General features: G+C 54.2%; 18 protein-coding genes and 1 pseudogene. 4 read left to right on the top strand and 15 right to left on the bottom strand.

Going from position 1 to position 18948, the window contains the following annotated elements; translation table 11 throughout:
• Positions 1 to 93: 93 nt before the first annotated feature.
• The 3 genes from AACI_RS14970 to AACI_RS14980 form a co-directional block, all read right to left on the bottom strand.
• Positions 94 to 996 (bottom strand): helix-turn-helix domain-containing protein, encoded by a 903-nt coding sequence (locus tag AACI_RS14970; protein WP_015759763.1) that lies wholly within the window; start codon positions 994 to 996, stop codon positions 94 to 96.
• A gap of 101 nt (positions 997 to 1097) precedes the next feature.
• Positions 1098 to 2258 carry a hypothetical protein gene (locus tag AACI_RS14975; protein WP_245530834.1) on the bottom strand — a complete coding sequence of 387 codons (1161 nt, stop codon included), beginning with the start codon at positions 2256 to 2258 and terminating at the stop codon, positions 1098 to 1100.
• Positions 2259 to 2493: 235 nt separating this feature from the next.
• Positions 2494 to 3252 (bottom strand): hypothetical protein, encoded by a 759-nt coding sequence (locus AACI_RS14980; protein WP_015759765.1) that lies wholly within the window; start codon positions 3250 to 3252, stop codon positions 2494 to 2496.
• A gap of 347 nt (positions 3253 to 3599) precedes the next feature.
• On the opposite strand from AACI_RS14980, the gene AACI_RS14985 reads away from it, so the two are divergent.
• Positions 3600 to 4643 (top strand): ParM/StbA family protein, encoded by a 1044-nt coding sequence (locus AACI_RS14985; RefSeq protein WP_015759766.1) that lies wholly within the window; start codon positions 3600 to 3602, stop codon positions 4641 to 4643.
• 407 nt (positions 4644 to 5050) lie between these two features.
• On the opposite strand, the gene AACI_RS14995 is transcribed toward AACI_RS14985, so the two are convergent.
• The 3 genes from AACI_RS14995 to AACI_RS15005 form a co-directional block, all read right to left on the bottom strand.
• The gene (locus AACI_RS14995; protein WP_245530835.1) at positions 5051 to 5455 is read right to left on the bottom strand and encodes a hypothetical protein; all 405 of its coding nucleotides are present in this window, start codon (positions 5453 to 5455) and stop codon (positions 5051 to 5053) included.
• 233 nt (positions 5456 to 5688) lie between these two features.
• The gene (locus AACI_RS15000; protein WP_218917126.1) at positions 5689 to 11079 is read right to left on the bottom strand and encodes a beta strand repeat-containing protein; all 5391 of its coding nucleotides are present in this window, start codon (positions 11077 to 11079) and stop codon (positions 5689 to 5691) included.
• 58 nt (positions 11080 to 11137) lie between these two features.
• Complete coding sequence (locus AACI_RS15005; protein WP_245530836.1) at positions 11138 to 12178, bottom strand: hypothetical protein; 1041 nt, start codon at positions 12176 to 12178, stop codon at positions 11138 to 11140.
• A 13-nt stretch (positions 12179 to 12191) separates the two neighbouring features.
• Between AACI_RS15005 and AACI_RS17035 the strand changes: the two genes are divergently transcribed.
• Complete coding sequence (locus AACI_RS17035) at positions 12192 to 12410, top strand: hypothetical protein (protein WP_245530837.1); 219 nt, start codon at positions 12192 to 12194, stop codon at positions 12408 to 12410.
• Positions 12411 to 12639: 229 nt separating this feature from the next.
• Here AACI_RS17035 and AACI_RS15010 read toward each other — a convergent pair whose 3' ends face one another.
• From AACI_RS15010 to AACI_RS17335, 7 genes are all read right to left on the bottom strand, one after another.
• Positions 12640 to 12861: a hypothetical protein gene (locus AACI_RS15010; RefSeq protein WP_015759770.1), complete on the bottom strand. Its 222-nt coding sequence runs from the start codon at positions 12859 to 12861 to the stop codon at positions 12640 to 12642.
• 11 nt (positions 12862 to 12872) lie between these two features.
• Positions 12873 to 13067, bottom strand: a complete 195-nt coding sequence (locus AACI_RS15015; protein WP_245530848.1) for a hypothetical protein — start codon at positions 13065 to 13067, stop codon at positions 12873 to 12875.
• Between the two features lie 2 nt (positions 13068 to 13069).
• Positions 13070 to 13888, bottom strand: coding sequence for a transposase (locus AACI_RS15020; protein ID WP_015759772.1), 819 nt, complete (start codon positions 13886 to 13888; stop codon positions 13070 to 13072).
• A 222-nt stretch (positions 13889 to 14110) separates the two neighbouring features.
• On the bottom strand, positions 14111 to 14215 hold the full coding sequence (locus AACI_RS17040; RefSeq protein WP_015759773.1) for a putative holin-like toxin: 105 nt from the start codon (positions 14213 to 14215) through the stop codon (positions 14111 to 14113).
• A 92-nt stretch (positions 14216 to 14307) separates the two neighbouring features.
• Positions 14308 to 15045: a hypothetical protein gene (locus tag AACI_RS15025; protein ID WP_245530838.1), complete on the bottom strand. Its 738-nt coding sequence runs from the start codon at positions 15043 to 15045 to the stop codon at positions 14308 to 14310.
• Entirely contained in the window at positions 15038 to 16183 is a 1146-nt protein-coding gene (locus tag AACI_RS16180; protein ID WP_015759775.1) for a helix-turn-helix domain-containing protein, read from the bottom strand. The genes AACI_RS15025 and AACI_RS16180 overlap by 8 nt, the downstream gene beginning before the upstream one ends.
• A 35-nt stretch (positions 16184 to 16218) precedes the next feature.
• Positions 16219 to 16440 (bottom strand): helix-turn-helix domain-containing protein, encoded by a 222-nt coding sequence (locus tag AACI_RS17335; RefSeq protein ID WP_081442674.1) that lies wholly within the window; start codon positions 16438 to 16440, stop codon positions 16219 to 16221.
• A 195-nt stretch (positions 16441 to 16635) separates the two neighbouring features.
• Between AACI_RS17335 and AACI_RS17340 the strand changes: the two are divergent.
• Positions 16636 to 16785 (top strand): annotated as a pseudogene (locus AACI_RS17340) (helix-turn-helix domain-containing protein); the annotation flags it as partial.
• Here AACI_RS17340 and AACI_RS17345 read toward each other — a convergent pair.
• A complete protein-coding gene (locus tag AACI_RS17345; RefSeq protein ID WP_015759776.1) occupies positions 16720 to 17670 on the bottom strand; it encodes a hypothetical protein in 951 nt (316 codons plus the stop codon). The pseudogene AACI_RS17340 and the gene AACI_RS17345 sit on opposite strands and share 66 nt — an antisense overlap.
• The gene (locus AACI_RS15040; RefSeq protein WP_245530840.1) at positions 17663 to 18703 is read right to left on the bottom strand and encodes a hypothetical protein; all 1041 of its coding nucleotides are present in this window, start codon (positions 18701 to 18703) and stop codon (positions 17663 to 17665) included. Before AACI_RS15040 ends, AACI_RS17345 begins: the two co-directional genes overlap by 8 nt.
• Before the next feature lie 13 nt (positions 18704 to 18716).
• On the opposite strand from AACI_RS15040, the gene AACI_RS17050 reads away from it, so the two are divergent.
• Positions 18717 to 18935: a hypothetical protein gene (locus AACI_RS17050; protein WP_245530841.1), complete on the top strand. Its 219-nt coding sequence runs from the start codon at positions 18717 to 18719 to the stop codon at positions 18933 to 18935.
• The last annotated feature ends 13 nt before the right edge of the window (positions 18936 to 18948 follow it).

The following is an 18948-nucleotide window of genomic DNA, read 5'->3' on the forward strand; positions in this document are numbered from 1 at the left end:
ATCTTGCACCATCGCCAGGCCGTGGCATAGCAAGATTCACGTGGCATTTGGAACGTCGGCGCTTCCCCTCGGGGAATCGTGAAAACCCAGCTCCTATTGCGTTGCCATGATACGGCGAAATTTCTGAAGCGTCTCCTTCATCTCTTGCCGCAGTCGGTTATACACGATACCTTGCTGGAGAATGGTTTTGCGCTCGAGTAAACTCCACTCCTCATATCCTGGCGATGTAAGCGGAACGATACGTGACGGTGAAGCCTTGCAGATGGTGACGACTTCGCAGACCATGAGGTTGGGATCGTCAGCATTCCAAGACATAAGCGCACGTCGAGGGTCAATACCCCATTCAAACAGTTGCGTCGTATCCCGTGGAAGGTCGAGCATCATCATGAGGGTCGATTCGACACTCGTGAGTTCCTTCCCATGCAGTGCCCGCACAAACGCAAACTCGCCTGCTTGGGCCGTTCGGTCGACTACATACACCAGCTGTCCGGGTATCAACGCTTTGAGATCGGTCACCGGCGTAATGATGGCGACATCCTCCGGCGTCAACCCAAACCAGCACAGGTTCGGTTGTACGCTCACAGCCATGACCGCATTGGAGTGATGCAAGACGCTCCGTAACAGGCCGAGATAGTCGGTGGCCGACTTCTCACGCTGCTGAATCGCGTCCAATAGGGCATCCTCCGCCTCATACTCCTCTTCCTTCTCCGGCGGAAGCTGAATCAAGTTCATGTACTTCCCGACGACTTCCGGCCCCAATAACTGCACCGCAAAACGCGGGCCCTGGGGCAGTTTCGACGCCAACTGGATGACCAGCTTGGCACTCAGGTTCCGTTTCCGATTCTCAATGGCGTTGTAGTAGGAAAGCGAAAGCCCGAGAAAGTCGGCCATGTCTTTCTGCGTAAATCCCAGCTCATCTCGCTTGTTGATGAGCCATGCAATGAAGGTATCGCGCTTTTCCGGTGGAACCAGCGCATCTTTCGAAAGTCTGGGCATCTTGAATTCGCTCCTCTTTCACGATGTTTGCCTCTGCCTTCGCTTGCCCCGGAAGACGTGCTCGGACTCGCGTCCGCGCCCATCTTCCGGGGCGTACCGCGTTACCACGGCTCATTCAGCCACGCGTCCCAGTCGATGTGCGAATCGTCCACCTCGTCGAACGCATCCCGCAGCTCATCTCGACCCGGCTTTGGTGTCACCATGCCCTCCGGCCAGGCGTGGACCTCGACCATGCTCACGTCGAAGCGCTTCTTCGATTTCATCCGCAAGACGGCATCAAGCCCCTCGCGCATCGTCTCGTCGAACACGTACACGTCCGCGCCCGCGACCTGGCCGGTGTTCGGGACTTGGTAGCCGAGCACAAAGCGAATCCAATTCTGTACCCGCTTCACATCCCCGCTCGTGTACGTATCGATCATTCGATAACGACCATCTGGCAATTGCACCAGCGCTGCAAACTGATATTGGAGAGGCATATTCAACTTTCGAACCGGGCGAAGGACATCTATGAGCGACGCGCGTTGCTGCGACTCACCTCTGTAAATGCTGTCCAAATACCAACCAGGGTTCTTGAGAAACGCTTCAAAGGGCAACACATACAGCCCGCCGCCAACTTGCTCAATGTACGACAACAACCGGAGCGCCACCGTGTAATACTTTCTCGGCACCAGAAACAGCGTGTCCCGTATTTTCGTGTTTTGAATTACGCGTCGAATCACGCCATGATAAATGAGGCCCTTCTTACCCTGTTCTTCTTGCGTGAGGCGTGTCGGCAATAAGAACAACCCCATGCGATAGTCTGGGTCATCCTGTTTCACAAGCCATGCGTGGAGTCCTTCGTCCCCGTCCTGCGGGAGCATCATGTCCCACTCGTCATACAGCGCACCATCTCGACGTAGTGCGATAAGCACTTCACCCATGTTGATGGTCTGTGCGAGCATGCGTGGCTTTACCCGGTTGCGCGCGCGTCGAATTCCTTCTCGTTCCGCCCACTCGGTCAACGCAGCATCTGTCAATCGCACCAACCGCATCACGCGATTGCCAGGAACGCTGTATCGACTTGACGCCACCCACTTCGCCACGTTGTGCTGCTCCTCGAATCTGTCCCACCACCGCCGTATGAGGTCACGTTCGCTCTTCGGGTTGATTCCGAGTAAGCGCGTCAGCTGTCCGTGCGTCATCACGCCCATTCGCACCAATGCGCGGCTCACCTCGTCGGCTCGCTGCTCCGATCGCGCTTCCCATTCGTCCGCTTTCCCCATCCGCATCGTCCCCTCTTACGCCCATTGAGTGCCTATCGCGCTTGGTAGCTGACACCCCCAAACTGCAAGCAGTTTGTGGCTGTCAGCTACCCTCGTGCATTCTCTTCACGCATTGTAATTCATGGAATTCAATCAAAAACGCCGTCACACCAGGAGATTCGTTCTCGCTACGTTGTAAAGAGCGACGTGTAAAATGCGCGGAGTGCGACATTTTACAAGATAGGCGCTCGACATCTTACAACGTAGAGACATTCGGTCTTTCAAGGTAGCGCACTCTTAGAGTGGTCGTCGGCTCTTGAACTTCATCCTGTTCGTGTTTCTGTACCCACTCCACGGAATATGTGAAATACCCAGGTCGATCACTTTGAATCAGTCCATTGGCGACCAAAGCATTTACTATCATTGGGAGAGAGACGACATAGTTGTCCAAATCGCGGATCTCATAATCGTTCCTAGACATAAATCGGATGTTCATATGTGCATATCTCGGCGGGTTTTTCGGGAGCAAGCTATCGTCCCAAGATGCAACGGAGTTCAGATAATTCCACTTCAATTCATGAACAAGCCAATACCACAATTGCCTCCGACGTATAAATGGACGGTCTCGGTGATACAACGGATGATGCTTTCTCTTTGCCCCATGTCCGAGCATCCATACAGGGAGGTTCCGAATCTCGAAGCCAAAATTGGATGGAACCAGGCACAGCCCGGTCGGCCATTGGTCGAAAACTACTTTGCTCGTCCTTTCATCGAAATGCGCGATTCTAGCGGCCGCTTCTTCGTACAGATACTCTTGGATCTTATCGTCGAGCTCTTCGATCCCAGATAAGTATTCCGTCACAAGTTCATCATCTTCATTCATCGTGAGCTGCGTGAGAGTTTCATAGACCGTGGACATCAAAATGCCCCATTGCCTCAGCATATCCAGCGGATCATTCGAGTTCTTAAGCATCTCCAAATTGAGCTTGTTCACAGGGTGCATCCTCTTTGCCATACTTCATCCCTCCTAATCTCACCGTACCAAGTTAGGGCGTTCATATTGCGCCAAGTTTACGCCATGTTTCTCACCACGGATGCTCTAGGTTCATTACGCATTATAAGTGTCACTTGATTATGCATAGCATGTACATCAAGTGACAAAACAAGCGTCTTTCATACTGAATATCACTACATGATTCTTTTATTTCACTTGATTCATCATGACCGATTTGCATTTATGCTTTTATGTAACTTCATGATGTTTGATTATTAGTTCACGCATAATCAAACTCTCTTTGTGCATTGGTGTGTGATACAATGTCATTTGGTTATACATAAGCGCAAAGATGGAGGTTATCGTCTATGTTGACCATTGGTCTGGACGTAGGAAACGGCAGTATCGGTTTGTGCGTGCGCGACGGGGACACCCTCGTCCAAGACACCACGCCCTCGGTGTATGGCCGCGTGGACCCAACGAGGCAGGTGTTGTCCGTGCCTGGCAAGTCGGCACCGCGCAAAGTGGACGTGTTCACGTTTGGGGGCGAACACTTCGTCCTCGGCTATAAGAACGTCCATGCGATGCACAGCACGCCGATTGGCGCTTACGACCGCGAGCAACGCTATGCGAGCCGGCAGTTTGAGACGCTGGCGAAGCTGGCACTACTGGATGCGGCCACACGGACGGGGCGTACCGGGGTGATCGAAGTCGTCGTCGCGTGTGGCACGCCGTCAGAGGACTTCACCACGCGCACCGTGGAAATCATGCAGCGCTGGTTCTCTGAACCCGTCACCGGGGCAAAGAACGGCGAACAAGTGGTGGTCATGATTAAGCGCTTGGAGGTCATCCCGCAGCCATTTGGGGTCTTCCTCGATGCGTATCTCGACCAAGATGGTCTTGTGGTGGATGAGGAGCTTGAAAAACAAGACGTACTCGTGATCGACAGTGGCTCCGGCACGCTCGACTTGAGCGAGATTCACCGATTGGAGCTCACACGTCAAACCAGCATTCCTGCAGGCCTGAACGACGTGTATCAGCTCATCCTGGAGGAAATCCGGCGTGAAGAGCCGAAAGTGTACGCAACCGCGTACGACCTGGAAGCTCAATTGAGAGCACAAGACGGAGCACAAGAATTTTGGTTCGAATACGGCGCACTTCGGATGAACATCACCAATCTTCGCGAGCGCGCCATGCGGCAGGTCTGGGATCGCATGCAACAGGGCATCCAATATGCGTACCCTGACCGTTCGAGTTTTGGGCGCGTGATTCTCGCAGGCGGCTCCGGCGAGGCCTTCCGCAACTACTTCCTCGCTTGGATGCCGAGTATTCGTATCGCTCCTGAACCGCAATTGGCGGTGGCAAGGGGACTGTACAAGTACGCATTGGCACAAGGGGCGGAAGAATCATGACGATTCGCAGATACGTCCTCTCCTATGACGACGAATATGACCGTGAAATCGCCGAGGTCATTGAACAAACACCGAAACGCCGGCGCGCTGAGCGCGTCCGGCAGCTCATCTTACTTGGCATTCAAGCTGAGGCTGAAATGCGAGGCGAGGGCGGTATGAAACCCGTTCAGACGGGTTCACCCGCCTCGGATGACTCGTCAATCCCGCCTTCTCCCCAAACGCCTCAGTCGGGGTCCTCGACAGGGAAACGCCCCGTCATTCCACGTATCACGCCAAAATCATAGGGGACGGCCCACACCGCCCCCTTCTCTTTTTCGTATGAACTGTACCTATCCCTGATTGGACCTTATCATCGCCTCAACCACGTGTCGATAAAACATAGGAGAATTTTATATTCCGGGGCAGATTCAGCGGAAAAATGTCACCCAATCCTCCAGTTGTGAAGCAGGCAAAATCCCCGGCACCTCCACCCACGCCTTGCCGTCACGGTGATACGCATCCGGCGTCGGAATGGTCTGCGACACGTATTCTGTTTGCTGAGACGGAAGAGGGTCGCCGGGATAGCCCTCCTTACGCCACACCATCTCCGCTTGCGCCTTAGTCACGCCCGTCCATACCACCACGGGATACGCCTTCAGACGCGGCCAAATCTGCTGAAATTGCTGGATCGCGTATTGCTCCATTGGCGAGATGTACAGCACATTTGTGCCCTTCACCGCGATCGGCAGATGGCTGACGCGCTTCTTGCGCACGTCAAACCCGATCAGCTTCGCTTGGAGATGCCCCGGGAGCCTATCTACCACCGCGTGCACAGACGGCGCGGGTATTGCGGTCGAAGATGTCTGTGACACCGCATGCGGAATCGTCCCGCACCCCGTAACCGTCGCCGTGAGTATCGATACGGCAAGGAAATCTGTCCACCGTTTTGTCCACATCTTGCACATCCGCTCCTTCCAAAGCCGACTCTATCATCTCAGGCGCTGTCAAGCGCGCCATCTTTACGCCATCTTGATACACGAGAGAAGCCGCCCGAAGGCGGCCTCTATCACCACGTCTGATGTTCGTGGAAGTACGTTCCGGGGTCATTTCCGCTCACCCACGTATCGCGTATGGTGAACGATGCTTGCGCGGTCGCAACCTGGTTGTCCGTCGACTTCACCCAGAACGTCACCGTGTACGTCCCGTCCTGCATGTACTGAAGCCACGGATCCCATGCGGTTGGGATACCGCCCTCCAAATAGCCGTCTGACGGATTGTACGTGAGCGTAATCGGCGGCGGCGACGTCCAGTTGATGGGCGAACCCGGTGGCATCATCGGGTTCATACTAATCGCCGGCAAGTACACGTAGGCTTGCGCAATGTCCGTGATGGACGGCTTCACCTTGAACAGCAGGTCTTCTCCCGCCCAGAAATCCGATTCCGACCGCACGAGTTGCGGCTGTGGATCGATGTTCGTGTAGTAGTTGTTGTAGTTCTCCAAGTTCTGCTGCCACGCGGGCGTGTGATAGACCTCTGCGTCCGACAGCGTGAGCTTGGCTTGATTCCACGTGACCTGCACCGTATTGCTCGCCTGGTCATGACCGCCGGACGGATTCACAAACCACGCGATGAAGGTATCCGTAGTCGGTGCACCTTCCGCCCACGTCGCGGAATAGCTCGACGCATTCGCTGTGCTCGTGCCGACAACCTGGCCCGTGGTCTCATCGTAGATCTCGATCACATCGCCGGGACCTCCGCCCGTGGTGCTTGTGGCTGTCAGCGTCGTCGCTTGGCCGGCCGGCAACGTGGTTGGGCTTGCCGACAACTCAAGGTCGTAATTGTACCAAGTGATTGAAACAGGCGTTGACGTATCCAACACAGTCTCAGAAACCTGACCGTTGATGTACATTGCATCAATAGTTCCACCTGGACTACTTAGGACCGGAACCCATGTTCCTTGCTCCAGAGCATATAGCCCGAATGCACCACCAGCATACACTACACCATTTAAAGGGTTATACCCCAGCGCATAGATCCAAGATGGGAGTTCATTCCCAACTTGCTGCCATGAACCACTCGGATTATTCATATCCAATGCCTCAACGAAAGCTCCGTCGCTCACATAAAGCGTACGGTTCTGGGGGTCATAGATATCCGAGTACGTTGACGTAACCGCCCAATTTATAGGGATTTGTTCGGCACTGTTCGTATTCAAATTGAACATCGTAACCCCATGAGCATCGTCTGCAGCAATTAAGCTATTGTTATCGGGATCATATGTGATCCCTCCCCATGCGCCTCCTGCGTTCGTATAGATATTTGTCCATGTTGTTCCGTTGTACGCATATATCCCGCTTGTTGCCAATTCATAGATGGTGCTATTGTTCGTATCAAATGTCATCGCATCTGCATCGCTTCCGCCTCCGACAGGTAACCATGACCCATTTACAAACTGGAACACTCCTTGCCCCCAACTACCCGCATACCACGAATTTGTGTAAGGATCATAGACGTTTGCTTCGAGAAACCCTGTTGAGCCTGGATTCCCCTCATTTTCCCACTGTCCTGCACCATCAAGGAAATAAGCATTGGCTGGTTGGAAAGTTCCTATCCAAGCTGATCCAGGCGTTACTTGTATAGACCCTCCGCTGTTTGAATATCCAGGATTAAGAATTTGTGCGACGTATTGATCGGTCTCTATCTGGCTCCTCAACTGAGTAACACTCAGCGTGGTTTGCCCTGGTTCACCAATCGCAATTGTTTGACCCGTTGTTTGATCAACGATACTCAACTCATATCCAGCAGGCAGATTCAGAGCTGTTGCTGTCAGAGTAGACTGGTGGTTAATCGGCAAATAAGTCGGATTTGCCGTTAGCATAACTCCATACCAGTCGACCGATACTGTATTGCTCTGAATAAGCTCCCCCGACGTCCCACTATTGGTTGACACATAGGCTACAAAATTATCTGTCTGTGGTTCCTCTTCCGTGACTTGAACCGTATACGGTGTTGACAAACTCGAGCCTATCATCTGTCCTGTACTCTCATTCACAACCACCAAAAAGTCTCCGCTCGGAACGTTCTGTCCAGAAACCGTGAGAGTTGTCGCTTGTCCTGCTGGTAGCAAAATGGGATTTACGTTAAGTGATAATCCCGTCCAAACGACCGTTTGAGTATTGGATTCCTGTCCAATCTGCTCATAACCGTCACTCAACCAAGCAATGAACGTATCCGTCTCCGCATCAAATGACGTGTACTGCGTCGTTTCCGGCGACATACTTGACGTCGAAACCGTCTGCCCGGTCGTCTCGTCCATGATAACCAGGCTCCATCCCGTCGGAATCGGTTGAGACGTGGTGGCCGTTAGCGTCGTGCTTTGCCCAGTCGGGACATATTTCGGATTCGCGGTCAGTGTAATCGTGCCTGTCCACGGATTCGACCACGTGACGCTCGTCCCGCCTGTAGCGACCGGATTACCGTTCAGGTCGAACACAGTTGCCGTGTAGTTGACTGTGACCGTCTGCCCACTTGGCGGGTTCTCGGTCTCCGTGTACGTCCCGGTCTGTCCCGTCAACCCCGTGGCGTTCCACATATCCGTGCCGTTCCCGCTTGGCGTAATCTGCACGGTGTACCCCGCTGGCAGCGGCACATTCACCGCATACGAAATCTGTGACGACTCTCCTGGCACATTGGTCGACGGATTCGCGGTCATCGTGATGGTCGGCGACACCCACTTGACCGTCACCGTAGCCGTCGAAAGCAACGTACCCGCGCTATTGTACAAGTTGGCCGTGTACGTCACGGTGACGCTGTTCCCGCCTGTTGGCGATTCCGTCTCGGCGTAGCTATCAGTTTGATTCGTGTCGTCCGTTTGCGACCACATGTGCTGACCGCCCTGGCCTGAGACCGTCACATAATCGCCCGATGCCCATCCGACCGTCGTGTACGAGATCGTCGAGGATTGTCCCGTAAATACGCTCGTCGGCGAAGCCGTGAGCGTAATCGTCGGCTTGGTCCATGTGACCGTGACGGGCGCGGACTCCTCCGACGGTGGACCCTGGGGTGACACACCCGGCGCCCAAACGTACGCCACGAATGTCTGCGGCCCCGCGACATTGCTGGTGTACTGCACCGTGTACGTGCCGGAATACTCCACCGTGGCCGTATTGCCTTGCACGCTCATGCCGGATATCGTGGCCGTCCAATACGGCGGCATGGAGTAGCCGTATTCGTAAGTTCCCATGGAGACAAACTGGTGCGTTGTCTCGTCGTAAATGTCCACGAATGCGCCCTGTTGTACCGTATCCACGGTGGCGGCTAGCGTTGTGGCTCCTCCGATGCCAAGCGTTGTCGGGTTAGCCGTCAACGTCACATCGTTCGATGCGGGCGGTGTGTAGCTCGAATCGTAGATCGTGTAAGTCTGCTGACACCCCGTCGAGGCGTCAGTAATCGTGAGCGTCCCAGTGTTTACGCCTCCGCTGAACGTCGCTGTGATCGTCGCATCCATGCCCGCGGCCGTGGATGTCTGGGACAACGTGATGGAAGGCGAGTTGGTCGAAAACTGCAACACGTCCGGCGTTTGATTCACAATCGTGAGCGTGTCCGAATTACTCGTCACTCCGCCCTGGTCAATGATGGCTAACTGCGACGGACACCCTATGGCACCCGCCCAGGTAACGCTCACCGTGTTCGACGTCGCAATCACGGTCCCCATCGGGGACAGCAGCTCCGCCTCATACTGCACAGTCTCGGGTGCATTTGCCGTTGCCTGTGTGCTCGCTGAATTGCCCATCGCCACATACGAGTTCTGTCCGCCGAGCGTGCTCTTCCCGGATTCGTCGATGATCTTGATCTCGTCCATAGGCGACGGTGCATTGCTCGCCGTGGCCGTCAACGTCGAAGGTTGGCCCGTGGTGAGATTCGTGGGATTCGCCGTTAACGTGATAGTTGCGTTTTGCCCCCACGTCACCTGCACCTGATTCGACATGGCGACCGTCTGCCCCGTCGACGCGTTGATGATGCTCGCCTGATACGTGACGGTCTGCGGCGTCTGGCTCACCGCGGGCCCGCTCAAGGACGTCTCACCCACCACGCCATCTTCGAACGTGTTCGAGCCGTCGAACGTGCCTGCTCCCGATAGGTCAGAAATTTCAATAAAGTCACCCGACATATTCCCGCTCGTCGTCGCCGTAACGCCCGTGTATTGCCCCACAGGCAGCGACGTTGGCGACGCACTCAAGGTGATGGTCGGGCCATTTCCACCATTGCCGCCCGTTCCGCCCGTGTTACCGGAGCTTGTCCACGTGACGGACACCGTGCCCGATGTCGCATCCACATGCCCTGTGCTCGGGTTCACCACATACGCTTGGTACTTCGCCGTCTCCGGAGTGTTGGCCGTGGCCATCGTGGCGAGGGAGGTTTCGCCTGTGACCCCATCCTCGTATGTATTGGAGCCACCAAACGTCTGGTCTCCCGTGATGTCCTTGAGTTCGAGGATGTCTCCGCTTGGCACGTTTTTTCCCGTCGCCGTGACCACGCTGTACTGCCCGGTCGGCAGGGACGTAGGCGATGCCGTGATCGTCACGCTCGGCGGTGATGCTGGTGCGGCCGTCTTTACGGCATACGAGGCCTCGTAGTAACGGTCGATGCCATCCACGTAGTACAGGTAGAGCATGCCGCTCCCGCTTGCACCGCTTGGCACCGTGATCTGAAACGATCTCGTCGGCGCAATAGCCGGGATGTACGTGTCCTGCCATGGCGTGAACCCATACGTCGCGACCTGCTCGTTCGAGTGGCCGACGTCCGCATTCACGTAGGTGCCCATGTTGTTGAAGTACCACACCGCGATAAGCCCGGACGGCGTGCCCGAACCAGGCACTTTGTCCGGATTGCCCGTCCCGTCATCGATTGGGTCGTTGTTGGTATCCGTCACCGTGACCGTGCTCCCCGGCACGAGCGACTGCCCGTTCTGCACGCTGTCGATGCGCACGTACGGCTTGGCGTACGGCGCCAGGTGCACGTACTGCCCTGGCGCGTACCAGTACGGGTTGCTGTACGGGTTCGGCTGCGCGTACCACCCCGACAGCGTGTAGACGTCGGAGCCGGCGTAGTAGGAGCCCGATGTATTGTTGCTTTTATCTTTGAGAACAAATCCATAAGATGACATAAAGTGTTGTATCCATACCGGATTTCCACCGTTTCCGGGTATCTCAGTCGCTTGAGTAAAGATATAATCACCGGGCCCATATCCGTTCATGGCCTGCTGATTGGCAACTTCTATCGCAGGAATTTGGGTCGACCCATTATTGCCGCCAATCTCAATGTTATCGCCTGTACCACTGAACCCTTGCTGAATATTCCCGTTTGTCCACGCCCCATTACTACCAAACGGAACGATGACTTCAACAATGTCGCCATTGCTTATATTCGCACGCACATTTGGCATGAGATAATCCAAAACTACTGACAAACCCAACAGCGACATAATCCCCAGCGCAAATTTCCGCTTTCGCTTCCTAGTCCCCATATCTAGTCACTTCCGACGGGTAATTTTCGGACTCTTGACCAATTTGATGTGCATTAACTAGGTGACCGTTATAGTAAGTGAATTCATACATACCCTCGATAAAAATCGCTCCTCCAACTCTAGCTGTATATGGATCGCATACGGTTCCCCATAACTCAAAGGCAATTTGCCCGTTTGATGGCGGCACATATCCGGGATAGCTATAGTGATAATTTGACAAATGCGTCTTAGGAGAAAACACTTGATAGTCTGGTTCATAAAATATTTTGCTATTAAGGGATGGATCGTCTTCTTTATACGCTTCTACTCCTATCTGATCCGAATAGGAATAGGAGCTGTATACGGTGTCGACTCCCTTTTCAAACACGCCCGTTACGTTAGGCGTTAATCCTGTTCCCCGCTTGTACGTGTAAATCACATTGCCATTCGGTTCGAATGTGAGAGTTTGACTGTCCACAGTTCGGATGAATGCCAGATACACCTTTGGCCAGTCCGACAGGCTCCAATCTTCGTGATGTTTGGCTAAGTAAACGAAGGCTCCGGATACAGCACTCGGATCCATCAACGGTTCTAGAAGTTCCACCTTATTCGGCCCCAACTGCCGCCACCCACGGCTGACCTCCACGATGTTGTTGCGGATCGCCATCATGTCCTTCTGGGTCAGCACGCTGTTCGGCCCCTTCACGTCCGTCCCGTAGAAGCACGAGAAGTCCTGCAACAGCGTGTATGGGTCTTGCGACGGCTCCCACGCCATGTCCACGCGGCGCGCCTTCACTTCCCAGTCCACAATCCACTGCGCCAGTTGCCCCGCCGTCACCGGTCCGTTCGGGTCCGTCATCTGAATGCCCAAGTCGGCCGCGTACTTCGACTCCGGGTCTCCCGGAAATACACACGCCAACCCAACCCACTGTGACGGTGGAATTGGCTTGTACTTCCAATCCCACTGGGCATTTTGGGTGGCAGGATCGATGCTTTGGAGACCTGTCGGCCAGCTCGGGATCGTGTTGAACACCTCAATCAGCTGGTACACCGCGCTCTTCTGCGTGAGCACGTTGGGGTTCGTCGGCGCACTGCCCGTGGTGTTCGACGTGGCATTCGATGTCGCACTGGCCGTCGTATTCGCTGTGTTTCCCGTGCTCGTCGCGTTCGTCGTGTTTGTGGCCGCGTACACCGTGCCCGCCAACATCGACGAAACCGTCCCCAACGTCACAATCGCTGCAATCGTCTTTCGCATCATGAATCGCTCCCTTTGGATGAAATGAGTGCAAGACCAATTTAGCACACGCTGGATCGCCTCCTTGCCCGTTTCCAACCTGACTTTAGCGCGTCCAAACGTGCAGAACACGCCACTTTCGCGCCAAAGTGTGCGACCGTTCTACTGTCACCACCGTAGCACGGTGAACGTGCGAGTTTGCGCCAACTTTAGGCCAGATTGAGCGGACACAAAAAGAGACCCGGCCATGAATGCCGAGTCCCCTTTGGACACAATGCTCAGTGCAGATTTTGGCGGATTTCCTCGATCTCCTTGATGTCCAAGCCTGTCATGTCGGCGACATCTTGCACACTAGCGCCTTTAGCCAGCATGCGTTGCGCGACTTCTCGCTTGCCTTCGAGCAATCCCTGTTGCAGTCCTTGCTGCAGACCTTGCTGCAACCCCTTCTGAATCCCCTTCTCCTCAAACTCCCGCTCCAGCTCACGCAACAGATCAGTCATCTCCAACACCTTCAATGCAGATGCTTCTTAAGCTCTTCCAGCTCTTCACGCGAAAGCCCCGTTGCCTTTTCGATAACCTCTGTCGGAACGCCCTCCGCGAGCAAGTTATGGGCAATTTCGCGCGCTTTCAAGAGCTCGCCTTTGTGAATCCCCTTCTTCTCAAATTCCCGTTCCAGTTCACGCAGCAAATCCGCCATCTCCAGCACCTTCAATGCAGATGCTTCCTAAGTTCCTCCAATTCTTCACGAGACAATCCAGTTGCCTTTTCAATCACTTCCGTAGGAACGCCTTCTGCAAGCAGGTTATTCGCAATCTCGCGAGCTTTTAACCACTCACCTCTTTCGACAAACTCCTTCTCCAATTCCTTGAGAAAATCCGTCATCTCCAGCACCCTCCTTAGCCGCTCCTTTTGCTCATCCGCCATCACACGCCCGCTGAAGCCGAGAATCAGCGCCGCCAGGTAGTTCTGTTCGTGCACATCAGGCACGCGCTGCACAACCTCGACAATCTCCCCAAACGCTTCTTCCCGCGTCCGACGCTCAAACCGCATGTGGAACGCGAACGCCAAGCGCACCCGGTCTGCCTCCGTCCACTCATGCGCCGCCAGGTGACGCTTCACGGTCTCCAGTGCCGCGTCCCCGTCCATGTGGCCCAGGTACACATTTTCGACGGCGTATTGCATGCTGCCCGCGTCCAACTTCCACGGCGCCTCGGTCACGTCGCGCGTATACAAGATCACCGTCCGAATGGGACGCTTGTATCGTTCGGCAATCGCCCAATCGTATGCACCGAATCGGTACAGATTCGGCTCCCGCGTCGTCTGAAACTCGAGATGCAACAGACGCCCATCCGCCAATTCCAGCAATATGTCCGTGAACTCCTGGTGCACCTCAACCTGCGGCAACTCCGTCGGCAACGCGCGCACCACATGTGCATCGTGGATGCCGATGACCGACAGCACCTCGCCCGGCAAGGCGTTCGTTAAGTGTTTCGCGACGATATCGTTTCCGCTTCTTGCGACCTTCATCGTGCTCATTTGCCTCCAGTATACCGCGCCGCGCTTCCCCTGCGCGATGGCCATCGTCTGGCATTGCAGAATCATTCCGATGTGGTATGCTTAAACTGAAATAGGGAACTCGGAGGTGCCAGCTCCGCGTTCCCCTGGCATGGATGCCTTGAGCATTCCACCCGCCAGAATTCATTTGGACAGGCAGTAACCGCCCCAAGGCAGCGCAGCGCGATGGGGCGGTTACTTGCGCCTAAGCGCCAGTACCAGGGTCACGACAAGCGCCAGAACGGCAACCATCAAGGATGCGAACTGGAATACGAGCGATAGCGCATCGTACACACTCATCGGCCCCACCTCCTCCCGCTCAGCGGGTGGAGGTGCCCCAAGGCTTGTTCCATACCGGGGTCTATTGTACCAAAGTCATCCTCCTTCGCATCTCACGAACCTTTCACCTCGTTCCACAACGCCCGCTGCTCAAACCGCACCACACGCCCCATCCGACTCGGCATCGTTGGCACGCGCTTCGCGGCCTCCATCAACTCAGCAAGCTCCCGCTCTTTCAGCACCGTGGCGAGCATCCGCCCCACGTGTACCGCCATGTCGCTGATTTCGCGGTTCAGTGTCCGCGACGACATGTGCAGTTCCATCGCACAAGCCACGAGCTTCTTGCCCTGCTGATACCGCAACCGGAACAGTTCCCACCATTCCGTGCCCTCCACGGCCTGTTCAATCAGCCGCATTTGGACTTCCAAAGCGCGGAGCGACTGCCGCACTCGAACTTTCGTCTTCAAGCTCGTCGCCTTGATGCGCTGGCGGGACTGCCATAGCACCCGGTACAGGTTCAGCGCCGCGTACCCGATCTCCTGATACGTCGCGTCATCGAGCACATTCGGAGCGGCAGACGTCGGTTCCGGGGGCATAGGCAAAAGGCACGTTTGCTGGGCCTCCCTCATGTCCTTGACGCGACCGTGGACCAGTTGCCACCCGCCTGCGCCTTCTTGCACGTAGATCCGCAACACAAGGTCGTCCAAGCGGATTCCGATCGCCTCGAACGCCCCGCGCAGAACCTCCACGAACGTGTCCGGCTGCATCTCACACGTCACCATGTGCTCACTCGTCGGACCCATGAGCGCGTACGTGTAGTGCCCATCCATCGCCGTCACCTCCTCACTCATCCGGGAAGAGTGCATAGAACTCCGCGTACCGCTCGTCGCGGATGCGCTCCCTGCGTGTCGGCTGGGATGTGCGAGTTCGGCTCGTCCGGTGAGGCGACGGTGAAGGTTGAGGTTTCACGCAATGTTCGCGATACTCGGCCCAGTTTACAGCCTTGACGGGCTGTCGCTTGGCGATCTCCGCCACCCAGCGCTCCTTGATGACCTCCGCGCAATACGCGAAACTGCGCGGACGTCGGTCGGCAAACGTGGCGAACGTGTAGTCAATGCCGGCCAGGATGAAGTCCATAGGGACGCCGCTGGCCGTGAGTTCCTTGAGTGCCCGATAGTCGTTCCCCTTGGCGAAGTAGGGTCGTCCTAGGTGCATCGTCATGCGCTGGTCGATGGCCATGTAGGGGTCGTCCTCATTCGTCCAAGCGCTTGGAGGAGTGGAAGTAGGCAGTTGGGTATCGTATGTGTCCACCTGGGCGTCGCTCGGGACTGTAATGTTTGCTGGCATGTCGAGAAGGTCGGCGAGGACATCACGCTCATCTTCCTCAATATGGAACACGCGCGCGTGCGCGCGATCTTCGTCTTCTTCGTCATCTTCTAGTCTTTTAAATGATCTATTTGTCCGTACCTCAGGTTCGTGTTCCATCTGTACCTGAAGTTCGCCCGGCTCCATATGAACCTCAAGTTCGGACGGTTCCGTCTGTTCCCCAGGTTCGTGCGGTTTCCGGTACACGACATCGAAGAATTCCCCTTCGTTAGGCAAATCCTTTTCACCAACTATTTCTAACGCCTTTTCGACAAGCGGACGGAAATTGTATATATTAGTGCTCCAAGTTTTTTTATCTATATGTTTCCTTTGCCCGACAAGTAGCAATCCCTTTTCGCATAAGCTGTCTGTCCACTTCTGAATTTGCCTCACACTGCACTTCATATGTTTCGCTAGTTTCTCCTGGCTCGGATATGGATCACTCGTGTCGTGTTTGTATGTCAGGATGGTGCAAATAAAGCCAAACTCGCCATGCTCTATTCCGAGATGCCGATAATTACGAACAATGATGTTTGGAATTCCAAGAAACCCATCGTCTAAAAGCTTATTCCCCCATATCGTTTCAATTTTGTGATTGTTGTTTTCTTCGCCTTTCCAAGGCATAGTTCTTCCAGCCTTTCTTACAAGAGAATCGGCTATTATCCTCTTCTCTCGAAGTCGTCGACGTCTTTGAGTAACTCAGACAAGCTGATTCCAAACGCAGAGGCAATTTGAAATAGATGCTTCAAGGTAGGAAAATGCCTGTCTCTCTCAATTCCGCTTATGGTTGTTTGAGGTACTCTTGCTTTTCTGGACAATTCCGATTGAGACCATCCATATTCCTGTCTCAGATGTCGTATTTTTTCAGATATCCTCATCATAAGACCCCTTCAGCAAATTAGCTATATATCGCTAACTACAACGTAGTTTATGTTTCGAGCCTCTTTGTGTCAACGTTATATCGCTAAGAAATTTGAAACTACCTCGTCCAGAACTCTTTCATGTAAACTGTTAGCGATAAATTGTTTGCATCAAAATGAATGCAACAAGTAATTCGTGAGTATCGGAGTGATTTTATGACAGTAAGCGAGGCCATTTCCTTGCGGATTAAAACTTTGTGTAAAGAAAAGAACATAACAGTAAATAGATTGGCACTAATATCAGGCATTTCTCAATCGACTATAGCTAGTATCATGAATGGAAGAAGCCAAAACCCTGGACTGGCAACTCTGAATAAAATAGCTAAAGGATTTGGCATGTCTCTTGGTGAATTTCTTGATTTCCCGGAAATAAATGAGGTAGAAATTGAGGATTAAAGGGGATTTATAGGGATGTACGTGTCCTGCCATGGCGTGAACCCATAACGTCGCGACCTGCTCGTTCGAGTGGCCGACGTCTGCGTTCACGTAGGTGCCCATGTTGTTGAAGTACCACACCGCGATGAGCCCGGACGGCGTACCCGACTGGGGCACTTTGTCCGGATTGCCCGTCCCGTCATCGCTTGGGTCGTTGTTGGTGTCCGTCACCGTGACCGTACTCCCCGGCACGAGCGACTGCCCGTTCTGCACGCTGTCAATGCGCACGTAAGGCTTGGCGTACGGCGCCAGGTGCACGTACTGCCCTGGCGCGTACCAGTACGGGTTGCTGTACGGGTTCGGCTGCGCGTACCACCCCGACAGCGTGTAGACGTCGGAGCCGGCGTAGTAACCATAAATAGGTTTGGAACTGGGCTGTGATTTATCTTCCAACGCAAATCCATAGTTACCCAGAAAATGTTGAATCCAAACCGGATTCGCTCCGTTTCCTGGTATCTCGGTAGCTTGAGTAAAGATGTAATCTCCAGGACCATACCCATTCATCGCTTGTTGATTGGCTACTTCCACTGCAGGAACTTGTGTAGATCCGTTATTACCACCGATACCCATGTTATCTCCTGTTCCTGTGAAATTGTCTTGAATGTTACCGTTAGTCCACGCACCTCCATTGAGTTTAACTTGAACTAAATCTCCGTTAGAAATAGCAGCCTCGACAGGCGAAAAACTCACAAGCATAGCCGAAATGAACAGACCGCCCGCAGTGATGGACGAAATGATTTTGGTCTTTTTATCCATACTGCATGACCTCCGAAGGGTAATTCAGTCCTGCAGCTTGCAACTGAACTACTCTTTGCAACTTCCCCTTCGAATACAGAAATTCAAACGTCAAACCGCTTGCTACCCATCCACCTTGTCTTGCGTTGTAGGGATCGGTGATAGTAGTCGCAGATTCAAAACACCATTCCCCAACTTTGGGGGAGACAAAACCAACTGAAGAATCATAAGCACTCACCTTATGTTCATACGGGGAAAACACCTGATAGTCTGGCTCGTAAAACTCCTGTTCTTGTAAAGATGGATTGTTTGTCTGATAAGCCTTAATGGCTATGGAATCGGAGAATGAATAAGCACTGTATGCATGTTGGTTAGAATCCAAGAACACCCCATTAATGTTTGGGGTATACCCTGTACCGCGTGTGTATCTATACACAACGTTTCCATTCGATAGAAACGTATAGTTTTGGGAATCCACAGTTTTGATCAATTGGAGATAGACAGATGGCCATTGAGACATTTTGAACTCGTATCCCGGTCGAGCAAGACCCCTAAATGCCGCAGATACGCTATACTCAGCGTCAACAAGCGGCGCCAACAACTCCACCCTGTTCGGCCCCAACTGCCGCCACCCACGGCTGACCTCCACGATGTTGTTGCGGATCGCCATCATGTCCTTCTGGGTCAGCACGCTGTTCGGCCCCTTCACGTCCGTCCCGTAGAAGAACGAGAAGTCCTGCAACAGCGTGTACGGGTCCTGCGACGGCTCCCACGCCATGTTCACACGGCGCGCCTTCACTTCCCAGTCCACAATCCACTGCGCCAGTTGCCCCGCCGTCACCGGTCCGTTCGGGTCCGTCATCTGAATGCCCAAGTCGGCCGCGTACTTCGACTCCGGGTCTCCCGGAAATACACACGCCAACCCAACCCACTGTGACGGTGGAATTGGCTTGTACTTCCAATCCCACTGGGCATTTTGGGTGGCAGGATCGATGCTTTGGAGACCTGTCGGCCAACTCGGGATCGTGTTGAACACCTCAATCAGCTGATACACCGCGCTCTTCTGCGTGAGCACGTTGGGGTTCGTCGGCGCACTGCCCGTCGTGTTCGACGTGGCATTCGATGTCGCACTTGCCGTCGTATTCGCCGTATTACCCGTGCTCGTCGCGTTGGTCGTGTTTGTGGCCGCGTATACCGTGCCCGCCAACATCGACGAAACCGTCCCCAACGTCACAATCGCTGCAATCGTCTTTCGCATCATGAATCGCTCCCTTTGGATGAAATGAGTGCAAGACCAAT

The organism is Alicyclobacillus acidocaldarius subsp. acidocaldarius DSM 446, assembly GCF_000024285.1.
Lineage (GTDB): Bacteria > Bacillota > Bacilli > Alicyclobacillales > Alicyclobacillaceae > Alicyclobacillus > Alicyclobacillus acidocaldarius.